Here is an 11629-nt window from a genome sequence, read left to right on the forward strand (position 1 = left end):
ACCAGAAAGCTACACCCTGCGCCACAGGGCAACGTGATAAAGCTGCAACAGAAGCAAAGGGGAAAAAGGGCGGCATCCGACGGGAGCCGCCCCCTGTTATTTCAGGCCCCGCACGACCTGGATATCCAGGTCGCGAATCTTCTTGCGCAAGGTGTTGCGGTTCAGGCCCAGCATATGGGCGGCCTTGATCTGGTTGCCCCGGGTCGCCGTCAGTGACAGCGACAGAAGCGGACGCTCTACCTCCCGCAGGATGCGGTCGTAAAGACCAGCGGCTGGAATGCCATCCTTATGAGCGGCGAAATATTCCCGCAGGTGGCGCTCCACCGCCGCACTCAGCCCTTCATTCACCGGTTCCTGGGTCGGTGCCGCCGTGGGGCTGGTTTCCGCCAGTTCAGTGTCAATGACATCCAGGCTGATCACTTCCTGGGAATAGAGTGCCGCCAGACGCTGCACCATATTTTCCAGCTCACGCACATTGCCCGGCCAGCGATAACGCTTCAGCCGGTCCATGGCAGCATTATCGACGCTTTTGTGCGGCAATCCCTGCTGGGCGGCCTGGTTCAGGAAATGGCGCACCAAGGCCGGCACATCCTCCGTCCGTTCCCGCAGGGGCGGCAGGCGGATGGGCACCACATTCAGGCGATAGAACAGATCTTCGCGAAACAGGCCCTGGCGGATCAGGGTCCGCAGGTCGCGGTGGGTAGCAGCCACGATGCGGACATCGGTCTTGATCGGGGTACGGCCGCCAACGGTGGTATATTCGCCCTCCTGCAGCACGCGCAGCAGACGGGTCTGGGCCTCCAGCGGCATGTCGCCGATTTCGTCCAGGAACAGGGTGCCGCCCTGCGCCTGCTCAAACCGGCCGGTGGATCGCATGGTGGCGCCGGTGAAGGCTCCCTTTTCATGCCCGAACAGTTCAGACTCGATCAATTCCCGCGGGATCGCGGCCATGTTGATGGCGACGAACGGCCCGCCGCGCCGCTTGCCGTAATCATGCAGGGCACGGGCCACCAGTTCCTTACCGGTGCCGCTCTCGCCCGTGATCATCACGGTCAGGTCGGTACCCATCAGGCGGGCCAGGACGCGATAAATCTCCTGCATCGCAGGGGACCGGCCAATCAGGGGAAGATTTTCTTCCTCTTCCTCCGCCGGTGGCGGCGGGGCCGGCTGGCTGGACGGTACCGGCGCCGACAGGGCCTTCTGGACAATCGCCATCAGGTCCTTCAGGTCGAAGGGCTTGGGCAGATAATCAAACGCCCCGCGCTCTGCCGCCTTCACCGCGGTCAGCAGCGTGTTCTGCGCGCTCATCACAATGATGCGCAGTTCGGGGCGCAGCTTCTTGATCCGGGGAACCAGATCCAGCCCGTTCTCATCTGGCATCACCACATCGGTGATGACGAGATCGCCCTCTCCTTCCTGCACCCACCGCCATAAGGTGGCGGCGTTGCCTGTAGTCCTTACATCATGGCCCAAGCGGGTCAGTGCCTGGGTAAGCACCGTGCGGATAGCCCGGTCATCATCCGCAACGAGAATGGTTGCGCCCATTTTTTAGGCACCCTCTCCGTGACGTTCTGTATCGGTGACAGGAAGGGAAACCTTGAAGATCGTGCGCTTCGGCATGCTTTCAAAGTCGATCACCCCGCCATGGTCACCGATGATCTTGGCGACCAATGCAAGACCCAGGCCGGTTCCATTCATCTTCGTCGTGACGAAGGGATCGAACAGGTTGGCGCGGATATCATCCGGGATGCCGGGGCCGTTATCCGCCACACTGACCAGCAGGGGCAGATGCATGCGGCTGTCAGAACCGGCCACGGCAAGGCGCACGCCATGCTGATAGGCGGTGGACAGCACAATCTCCCCGCCCTGGTCGGGGCAGGCTTCAGCCGCGTTCTTCACAAGGTTCAGGAAAACCTGCACCAACTGGTCGCGATTGCCCAGAACGGGCGGAAGCGACGGGTCATATTTTTCGATAAAGCGGATATTGCGGGCAAAGCCGGTCTGGGCGATGCGGCGCACATGTTCCAGCACGGCATGGATATTCACCGCGTGGCGCTCCAGCGGGCGGCCATCAGTAAACACTTCCATCCGGTCCACCAAGGCGACGATGCGGTCGGCCTCATCGCAGATCAGGCGGGTCAGGATCTGATCATCCTCATTGGCATTTTCTTCCAGCAATTGCGCCGCACCCCGGATGCCGGACAGGGGGTTTTTCACCTCATGCGCCAGCATCGCTGCCATGGCAACGACCGAGCGGGCGGCCCCGCGATGGTTCAATTGCTTGTCAATCCGCCGGGCGATGGAGCGTTCATGAATGCTCAACACCACCTGATCGGGCGGGTCACCCAGGGGGGCGGCCTGAAGGGTGACGGAATGGGGCCCGATCCGCGCGGTTTCCACCGTCACCCCATATTCACAGACGGTGGAATGGGTCACCCGCGCCTGATCCAGCAATGCCATGACGGGGCTGTCAGCGGGGATCAGTTCCGTCAGTTTGGTGCCCAGGATGCGGGCCGCACTGACATCAAAAAATTCCTGGGCTTCCAGATTGATGAAGCGGATCAACCCTTCCCCATCCAGCACCATGACCGGATCGGGAAGGGCTGCCAGGATTGCCGTCGGATCAATATCGCCACCAGTGCGGCGGGGATAGACCGGGCTGCGCGGCATCAGGCGGCCACCCGTTCGGTGATGCCGCGATCCATGGTGGCCCGGTAGAAACCAACGATATGCTGTTTCATCGTCTCCGGATCCTCCGTTGTCATGATGGCGTTGCGGTAATCGGCGGAACCGGGCAGGCCCTTTGAATACCAGGCGACATGCTTGCGCGCGATCTTCAGCCCGGCGGCAATGCCGTAATGAGCCAGGATGGCGTCGTAATGGTCCAGAACGATGCGCATCTGATCGGCCAATGCCGGCTCCGGCAGCTTCTCGCCGGTGCGCAGATAATGCATCACCTGGGCGATGAACCAGGGGCGGCCATAGGTGCCGCGGCCGATCATGATGCCGTCGGCACCCGATTCCTCCAGGCAACGCACGGCATCTTCGAAGCTGTTAATATCGCCATTGGCGATGACGGGGATCTTCACCGCTTCCTTCACCTCGCGGATGAATTTCCAATCGGCGGTGCCGTTATACATCTGGCAGCGGGTGCGGCCATGCACGGTCAGCATCTGGATGCCGCACTCTTCCGCGATTTTCGCCATGCGCGGTGCGTTCAGGTTATTGGCATCCCAGCCTTTGCGCATCTTCATCGTCACCGGCACGGAAACGGCCTTCACGGTCGCTTCCATGATCTTGCCGGCCAGCGGCTCATCCTTCATCAGGGCGGAACCGGCATAGCCGTTCACGACCTTCTTCACCGGGCAGCCGAAATTGATATCGATGATATGGGCGCCGCGATCCTCATTCAGCTTGGCCGCCTCGGCCATCACATCGGGCTCGCACCCGGCAAGCTGCATGGAGATGGGTGCCTCATCCAGGCTCCATTCCGTCTTCAGCATGCTTTCCCGCGTGGCGCGGATCATCGCCTGGCTGGCAATCATCTCTGACACGACAAGCCCGGCCCCTGTCCGCTTGACCAGACGGCGATAGGGCATGTCGGTCACGCCGGAAAGGGGGGCCAGAATCACCGGATCGTCGATCCGGACCGGGCCGATCTGAATGGGGTTGAGACGCTTGACCATATTACCGAATACCTTTGCACCCGTTTGATGCAACGGCCCGATAGAGGCGCAAAACTGCCCAATAAATGGGCAATTTCCCTAAGTGCATCAAAATTAGGCGAGAACCTATCATATCGCATGAAAATTGCAATATTTCGCACCGCATGCCGGTGATGCCGCAATGCGGCCAACCCCTTCCCTTTTGGCCTCTTCTTTGAGGCAAACCAGACCGGTGCCGGCAAAAGTTGGCGTGGGGCGGGAAGCGCGCTAGGTTCCCCGCATCATTCCCCTGCCATGGTCATACGATGCCGAGTTGTGTTGCCCTGATCGTCGCCGCCGGACGCGGTGTCCGTTTCGGGGCTGATATGCCCAAGCAATATCTGCCCCTGGCCGGAAAGCCGGTGCTGCGCCGGACGGTGGAGTCTTTCCTGCGCCAGCCGGAGATCACCTCCATCCGTGTCGTCATCGACCCGGCTTTCCAGGATCTTTACGAACAGGCCGTGGCCGGGCTGGACCTGCCGCCGCCCATCATTGGCGGCCCGACCCGTCAGGACAGTGTGCTGAACGGGCTGGAAGCCCTGGCCGGGCATGCGCCCGATCTGGTGCTGATCCATGATGCCGCCCGCCCGCTGGTGGATGGCAAGGCGATCCGCGATGTTATCGCTGCTTTGGACCATGCGCCGGGTGCCATTGCCGCCACACCGCTGGCCGATACGCTGAAGCGAGGCAGCGATACAGGCGCCACAGTCAGCAGTGCCGGCACCCTGGACCGCACCGGCCTGTGGCGGGCGCTGACCCCGCAGGGCTTCCGGTTTGCGGATATCCTTATCGCCCATCGCCGCGCTGCCGGCATGAACCTGACGGACGATGCCGCCGTGGCCGAACAGGCCGGGCTTGCCGTTACCCTGGTCCCCAGCAATCCGGATAATCTGAAAGTGACCACCAAGGACGATCTGGCCCGCGCTGAGCGGCTTTATCTCGCAAGCCTGGGCGATGTGCGCACCGGGACCGGTTTCGATGTCCATAAGTTCACGGATGGCGATCATGTCTGGCTGTGTGGCCTGAACGTGCCGCATGATCAGGGGCTGGAAGGCCATTCCGATGCCGATGTCGGCCTGCATGCCCTGACCGATGCCATCCTGGGCGCCATCTGCGCCGGCGATATCGGCCAGCATTTCCCCCCCAGCGACCCACGATGGAAGGGGGCGGACAGTTCCAAATTCCTGCGCCATGCCGCCGATCTGGTAGCGGAAAAGGGCGGGGTCATCGCCCATGTCGATGTCACCCTGATCTGTGAGCGGCCCAAGGTCGGCCCGCACCGTGAGGCCATGGCCGCCCGCATCGCCGAAATCCTGGCCATTGATCCGGCCCGCGTCAGCGTGAAGGCAACGACGACGGAAGGGCTTGGCTTCACTGGCCGGCGGGAAGGCATTGCGGCCCAGGCAGCGGCCACCATCCGCCTGCCGCTGACCCTCGACTGACCCAGCCGCCACCCCCGACGGGAGGATTACCGATGTTCCCGCAGCATCTGACTGATCTGGCCGAGATGATCCGGCAGGCCTATGCCACAAGGGGGCTGTGGATCGCCACTGCGGAAAGCTGTACCGGCGGGCTGATTGCCGGCTGCCTGACGGCGGTGGCCGGTTCGTCGGCCATCGTCGATCGTGGCTTTGTCACCTACACGAACGAGGCCAAGGCCCAGATGCTGGGCGTGCCGGCTGACCTGATCGACCAGCATGGCGCCGTCAGCCATCCCGTGGCAGAAGCGATGGCGCTGGGCGCCATCGCCCATAGCCGGGCAGATGTGGCCCTGGCCGTCACCGGGATTGCCGGTCCGGGCGGCGGATCGGCGGAAAAACCGGTGGGGCTGGTCTATATCGCTTGTGCCCGGCGCGGCGGGGCGGTGCTGGTGGAACGCCATGTCTTGGCCGGCGACCGTACCGATATCCGTCTGGCGACGGTGGAACGGGCGCTGACCCTTGCGCTTGCCGCTGGCAACGGGAATGCAGCAGCATGACCGGCATCACCCCGACGATCGAGATTGCTGACACCATCCTGCGGGAATGGACCGAACAGCCCGACGTGATTGCCGCCTTCCTGGCCGGGTCCGTTGCCAAGGGCAATGCAGGCCCTGGATCGGATATTGATGCCGTGCTGGTCTATAACCACCTGCCCTGCGCCGTGCGGGAAACGCATGAGCGGCTGGGCATCACGGTGGAACTGTTCCTGCACGATCCCGACACGCTGGCCTATTTCTGGGAGGCGGATCGCCGGGTCGGCAAGCCGTCGCTGGCCCGCATGGTGGCCAATGGCCTGCCCATCGCCGGCGATCCCGGATTGATCGAGGAATTGAAGCGACAGGCCCAGACCATCCTGGATGGCGGCCCGCCCGATCTGCCGGAAGAGGAGATGCGGTCGCGCCGCTATGCCATCTCCGATCTGGCAGCCGATCTGGCCCAGCCGCGCAGCCCGGCTGAACAGCTTGCCATCGGTGCCCGGCTCTATATTGATCTGGCGGACTTTACCGTCCGCGCCAATGGCGGTTGGACAGGCAGTGGCAAGGGGCTGGCCAAGGCGCTGATGCGCCTGGAACCGATGCTGGCGGCAGCTTTTGAGCATGCGTTCGGGGAACTGTTCGCCAGTCAGGACCCGTCAGAAGTGCTGGCCCTGGTTGATCTGTGCCTGGCCCCCTATGGCGGCCGCTTCATGGCCGGGGACCGGCGACCGGCGCCGGAAGATTGGCGCCTGGGGGATTGATCCCCCAGCCCGGCGGGCCGGTCAGTACCGTCCCAGTGTAGCGCTCCAGGCCAGCCCTAATTGCCGTGACACCAGCGGGCGCAGCAGGTCGCGGTTCATCGGGTCATGCCCGGCCTTGGCGATTCGGCCCAGATAATGGTCGGCAAGCCTTGCCGGCAACAAGGCTGGCAAGGCGGCCTTGGCGACATCCCGACGCAGGGACCGGGCACGGCGCAGGTGATCAGCGGCGGCATCCGCCACGGCTTCCACCACCTTCGTGATGCCCGGTTCCGGTTTCAGATCATAAAGGGCCTGCTCCGTCACGCCCTGCTGGGCCATCAGGTTGGCCGGCAGCCGGCTGCGATGGCCGCGCGCCAGGAACGGGACGGCGCGGATGATGCCGGTCAGGGCCCAGCCGGTACCGACCAGCCGGGCGGCTTCCTGGCTGGCCGCATCGGTCGCGCCCGTGATCGATGCGGCCAGTTGGGTCACCGGCGCGCCGGTGACCTGGGCGTAATTCACCAGACATTCCAGATCGGCCGGCGCCTCATCATCCATATCGGCCTCGCGCCCGTCGATCAGACGCTCGAACAGGGCGCGGTCCAGGCGGTGCCGGGTGATGGCGGCCGTCAGGGGCTCCACCACCTCATGCCGGCGCGGGGTCCCCGCATAGGCACCCTCTATGCTCTCCCGCCACCATTGCAGGCGAATCTGGCCCAGCATCGGCTCACTCACCACCTCGCGGGTTTTCGCCACCTCGATGTTGAAGGCATAGAGGGCGAACAGATCGTCCCGCAGCGGGGCGGGCGCGAAAAGGGCCGTCAGATAACGGTCATGATCGTGCCGGCGCACGGCGTCCGCGCAATATCCGAGGGTCGGTTCCGCCATGGCGTATAAGGTCTTTCGCGTCGTCCAGATGGGGTTTCCCGCCTTATAGGCGTTCAATGCGCTGGTGCCTAGGGCGCTATCCGATGTGAAACCTTTACTGCCACAGCGGGTTGACCATGTGACATCGCGGTCGTATCTCTCAAGGCCGTGTCAGGCCGCCCCAACGATTGGGTCGGTATAACAATCAGCCACAGGAGCCATCACCATGGCGTTCACCCTGCCGGAACTCAAATACGACACCGCAGCGCTGGAGCCGCACATCGATGCGACGACCATGGGCTTGCACCATGGCAAGCACCACCAGACCTATATCACCAACCTGAACAATGCCCTGGCCGACCATGGCCAGCTGCAGGGTCTGTCGCTGGAAGACCTGCTGAAGCGCCTGGGCGAGCTGCCGGAAAGCATCCGCACCGCCGTGCGCAACAATGGTGGCGGCCATGCCAACCATTCCATGTTCTGGTCCATCATGGGCCCGAATGGCGGCGGTGAGCCGACCGGTGAAGTGGGCGCCGCCATCGCCCGCGATTTCGGCAACTTTGAGGACTTCAAGAAGAAGTTCAACGAAGCCGGCACGAAGCAGTTCGGCTCCGGCTGGGTGTTCGTCACCGCCGATACCGCCGGCAAGCTGTCCCTCGTCGCCCAGCCGAACCAGGACACCCCGCTGTTCAACGGCACCCCGGTACTGTTCGGTAACGACGTGTGGGAGCACGCCTATTACCTGAAGTACCAGAACCGCCGCGCCGACTATCTGGCTGCCTGGTGGAATGTGGTGAACTGGGACGCCGTGAACGAGCGTCTGGCCCGCATCAAGGGCGGTGCGGTCATCTGATCGCCCAACCACCGAGCATCATGCTTGGGGCGCAACCCCGGCCGGGCGACCGGCCGGGGTTTTGTTTATCCAGACGTGTGATCATAGCGAAGCGTGCTTCTCCCAAAGCCGGCAATCTGGCAAACTGCTTCGCCATCGTTGTCCGGGGCTATCCCATGGCCGATTTCCGCACGGTACAGAATCCTGCCCAGCCGGGGGAACCCACGGCGCGCAAAGCCGCGTCGGAGGAGAATTTCCCTGTTGCCTCGCGCCTGATCCCGGCGCGCTACCGGCCCCATGTGCTGGCCTTCTATGGATTCGTCCGTCTGGCCGATGATATTGCCGATGATCCCCATGTCGAACCGGACATGAAGATCGCCCAGCTTGATGCGCTGGAACGCGCGCTGGTCAGCGGCGTGGGTAACCGCGCCTGGCTGGCACCCGCCCTGCAACTGAAGGCCAGCCTGACGGCCACCGGTGTTTCCGGCCTGCATGCGCGCCAGATGCTGCAGGCTTTTCGCCGCGATGCCCAGGGCAGCCATTGCCGGCAATGGGCTGACCTGCTGCTCTATTGCCGTTACTCTGCCAATCCGGTCGGTCGCTTCCTGCTGGAATTGCATGGCGAAAGCATGGTGGCGGCACCGGCCGCCGATGCGCTGTGCACCGCTTTGCAGATCCTGAATCATATCCAGGATTGCCGGGAGGATTGGGTGGAACTGGGCCGCTGCTATCTGCCGCTCGCCTGGTTTGAGGATGCGGGCGGCACTGTGGAACAACTGGTCGAGAAGGCAGCCACGCCCGCCGTGCGCACCGTGATCAACCGCTCGCTCGACCGGGTGGATGAGTTGCTGGCCAAGGCGGCTTTGTTGCCGGGGCAGGTCGGCAATACCGGCCTGCGGCTGGAAGCGGCGATCATCATCCGTCTTGCCATGGCTTTGTCGCGCCGCCTGCGTCGCCGCGACCCGCTGGCTGACCGGGTGGAGGTCGGGCTATGGGCGCGGCTGGGGGCCGTCCTGTCCGGTGTTGGCCGCGGCATCGCGCAGCGTCCGCGCCGGGGCCAGCCCCCCAGTCTGGCGCAGCCGGTGGAGGAAGGTTCAACCTTTTACTGGCCCCTGCGGCTGCTGGCGGCAGAACGGCGGCGTGCCATGTTCGCGATTTACGGCTTTTGCCGCGCCGTGGACGATATTGCCGATGGCACCGCCACACCAGAAGCCAAGCGTGTGGGGCTGGCCGACTGGCGCCGCCGTGTCGATGCGTTGTATAGCCCCGCCACGGCGGAGGTGGAGCGGCGCGGCCCCTTGCGCGATCTGGCCGATGCGATTGACCGGTTCGATCTGCCACAGGCCGAATTTCATGCCGTGATCGATGGCATGATGATGGATGTTGACGGTCCCGTCTGCGCGCCGGAGCCGGAGGAACTGATCCTTTATTGCCGCCGGGTGGCCGGGGCCGTGGGTTTGCTGTCCGTGCGCGTGTTTGGCCGCAGCGATCCGGGTGCCGATGCGTTCGCACTGGCCCTGGGAGATTCGCTGCAATTGACCAACATCCTGCGCGATCTGGGAGAGGATGCGCGAGAGGGACGCTGCTATATGCCCGCCGACCTGATCCGACAGGCAGGCATTGACCCGGCTTTGGCCAGAACCGACCCGGTGGGCATCCTCTCCCATCCGCAATTCCATCAGGCCTGCACGGCGCTCGCCGCCCGTGCGGAAAGCCGCTTTCATGAGGCGGGGCGGTTGCTGACGGGGGATACAAGGCCGCTTTGGCCGGCGCTCGCCATGATGCGGCTTTATTACCGCATCCTGCTGCGTCTCTGCCGGCGAGGCTGGGCACCGGGGCTGCTGGACCAGCGGCCCAAGCTCAGCAAGCTGGAGAAGATACGGGTGGCACTGGGCAGCCTGCTGGGGCGCGTTCCCCGCCCTTGACCGTACCGAACACTCATCCCCACTACCATATTGTCGGCGCGGGTCTGGCTGGGCTTTCCTGTGCCAGCCTTCTGGCGGAACAAGGGGCTGCCGTCACGCTGTATGAGGCCGCGGGACAGGCCGGCGGGCGCTGCCGCTCCTTCACTGATCCGCTGCTGGATCGGCTGATCGACAATGGCAACCACCTGATGCTGGGGGCCAACCTCCATGCGTTTGCCTATCTGGACCGGATTGGCGGTCGGCAGGGATTGATCCGGATTGATCCCGTTCGCCTGCCCTTCCTGGATGTGGCGGATGGGCGGCACTGGCAGGTCAGCCCGGGCATGGGCGCCCTGCCCCTCTGGCTGCTGGACAGGAAACGCCGCCCGCCCGATCTGGGACTTTTGGATATGCTGGCCCCCTTGCGGCTGGCCTTCGCCAGTGCTGCGGACCGGGTTGGCGATGTGCTGGATATGAAAAGCCCGGCGGGGCGCGCTTTGTGGCACCCGCTGGCCGTTTCCATCCTCAACACCGATCCGGCAGAAGCATCGGCCCGGCTGCTCTGGTCCGTTTTCAAGCGCACATTGCTGCGCGGGGCCGAAGCCTGCCGCCCCTATATTGCCGGTGAAGGGGGGCTTTCCGCGGCCTTGGTGACACCGGCCCTGTCCCATCTCACCAGCCGGGACGCAGAGGTGCGGTTTAATCACCGTTTGCGCCACCTGGAGATTGCGGATGGGCGGGTGGTGGCGCTGGGCTTTGCCGATGGCGCGCGGCCCCTCGGTGCAGCGGATCGGGTGGTCCTGGCTGTGCCCCCCGATGCGGCTGTATCGCTCCTTCCCAACCTTGCGGCACCGCTGGAAAGCCGGGCCATCCTGAACCTGCATTTCCGCCTGCCTGCCCCCGTGCCGTCCAGCCTGCCAGGGGGATTGCCCTTAGTGGGGCTGGTGGGAGGATTGGCGGAATGGCTGTTCCTGCGCGGGGATGTCTTGTCCGTTACCATCAGCGCGGCTGATGCCTGGATGGAGGAGACGGCGGAAACAATATCGGCCCGCATCTGGGCCGAACTGGCGCCGCATCTGGGCCGATCCGGGCAAACCTGCCCACCTTGCCGCGTCATCAAGGAACGCCGGGCCACCTTTGCCGCCACCCCTTCCATGGAAAGCCGCCGGCCCGCCGCGAAGGTGCAGGGATTGGAAAATCTCTGGCTGGCGGGGGACTGGACGCAAACCGGTTTGCCCGCGACCATAGAAGGGGCGGTGCAGTCCGGTCATGTCGCCGCCCTGGCAGCCCTGGCTTAAACCAACCTCCCTTGTATGTCTGCTGCGGCCACTCCGTGCGATGGTTTGGCCATCGGCGGGTGAGCTTGTATCTCCCTTTTTCCTTTGAGTTCGAGATTAAGATCAGGCCCCCGCCGTTTTGCCGCGTAGAGACTGTACGGTATCAGAGGCCCCTTTGCCGGTGAGCCTGGATGCACAAGGATGGTCGTCGGACGCGGCGCATCTATTGACTGGCGGAGGGGACGATGGCGGGTTTCCTGGGTATCGACATTGCCAAGCTCAAATTTGATGCGGTGCTGCTGGCTGGGGATAGCAAGCGGCACAAGGTGTTCGACAACAATGAGAGTG

10 protein-coding genes are annotated in these 11629 nt (G+C 64.0%); 6 read left to right on the forward strand and 4 right to left on the reverse strand.

Annotated features, from left to right (window positions below; genetic code table 11):
- Nucleotides 1–96: 96 nt before the first annotated feature.
- Genes ntrC through dusB form a run of 3 tightly spaced genes read right to left on the reverse strand, consistent with a single transcriptional unit; the run spans nt 97 to nt 3686 of the window.
- Nucleotides 97–1545, reverse strand: coding sequence for a nitrogen regulation protein NR(I) (gene ntrC, locus G473_RS0118865; RefSeq protein WP_029014384.1), 1449 nt, complete (start codon nt 1543–1545; stop codon nt 97–99).
- Between the two features lie 3 nt (nt 1546–1548).
- The gene (locus G473_RS0118870) at nt 1549–2670 is read right to left on the reverse strand and encodes a two-component system sensor histidine kinase NtrB (RefSeq protein ID WP_029014385.1); all 1122 of its coding nucleotides are present in this window, start codon (nt 2668–2670) and stop codon (nt 1549–1551) included.
- Complete coding sequence (dusB, locus tag G473_RS0118875; protein ID WP_029014386.1) at nt 2670–3686, reverse strand: tRNA dihydrouridine synthase DusB; 1017 nt, start codon at nt 3684–3686, stop codon at nt 2670–2672. The genes G473_RS0118870 and dusB overlap by 1 nt, the downstream gene beginning before the upstream one ends.
- 284 nt (nt 3687–3970) lie before the next feature.
- Between dusB and G473_RS0118880 the strand changes: the two genes are divergently transcribed.
- Genes G473_RS0118880 through G473_RS0118890 form a run of 3 tightly spaced genes read left to right on the forward strand, consistent with a single transcriptional unit; the run spans nt 3971 to nt 6422 of the window.
- On the forward strand, nt 3971–5146 hold the full coding sequence (locus tag G473_RS0118880; RefSeq protein ID WP_029014387.1) for a bifunctional 2-C-methyl-D-erythritol 4-phosphate cytidylyltransferase/2-C-methyl-D-erythritol 2,4-cyclodiphosphate synthase: 1176 nt from the start codon (nt 3971–3973) through the stop codon (nt 5144–5146).
- A 32-nt stretch (nt 5147–5178) separates the two neighbouring features.
- Nucleotides 5179–5682 (forward strand): CinA family protein, encoded by a 504-nt coding sequence (locus G473_RS0118885; RefSeq protein ID WP_029014388.1) that lies wholly within the window; start codon nt 5179–5181, stop codon nt 5680–5682.
- Entirely contained in the window at nt 5679–6422 is a 744-nt protein-coding gene (locus G473_RS0118890) for a nucleotidyltransferase domain-containing protein (protein WP_029014389.1), read from the forward strand. Before G473_RS0118885 ends, G473_RS0118890 begins: the two co-directional genes overlap by 4 nt.
- 21 nt (nt 6423–6443) lie before the next feature.
- On the opposite strand, the gene G473_RS0118895 is transcribed toward G473_RS0118890, so the two are convergent.
- A complete protein-coding gene (locus G473_RS0118895; RefSeq protein WP_029014390.1) occupies nt 6444–7289 on the reverse strand; it encodes a phytoene/squalene synthase family protein in 846 nt (281 codons plus the stop codon).
- A gap of 205 nt (nt 7290–7494) precedes the next feature.
- Between G473_RS0118895 and G473_RS27805 the strand changes: the two genes are divergently transcribed.
- From G473_RS27805 to hpnE, 3 genes are all read left to right on the forward strand, one after another.
- Nucleotides 7495–8121 carry a superoxide dismutase gene (locus tag G473_RS27805; RefSeq protein ID WP_035707744.1) on the forward strand — a complete coding sequence of 209 codons (627 nt, stop codon included), beginning with the start codon at nt 7495–7497 and terminating at the stop codon, nt 8119–8121.
- A gap of 155 nt (nt 8122–8276) precedes the next feature.
- Nucleotides 8277–10025 (forward strand): squalene/phytoene synthase family protein, encoded by a 1749-nt coding sequence (locus G473_RS30675; protein WP_161631012.1) that lies wholly within the window; start codon nt 8277–8279, stop codon nt 10023–10025.
- Nucleotides 10022–11302, forward strand: a complete 1281-nt coding sequence (gene hpnE, locus G473_RS0118915; protein ID WP_029014391.1) for a hydroxysqualene dehydroxylase HpnE — start codon at nt 10022–10024, stop codon at nt 11300–11302. Before G473_RS30675 ends, hpnE begins: the two co-directional genes overlap by 4 nt.
- Nucleotides 11303–11629 lie beyond the last annotated feature (327 nt).

It is taken from the genome of Niveispirillum irakense DSM 11586 (assembly GCF_000429645.1).
In the GTDB taxonomy this organism is placed as follows: Bacteria; Pseudomonadota; Alphaproteobacteria; order Azospirillales; family Azospirillaceae; genus Niveispirillum; species Niveispirillum irakense.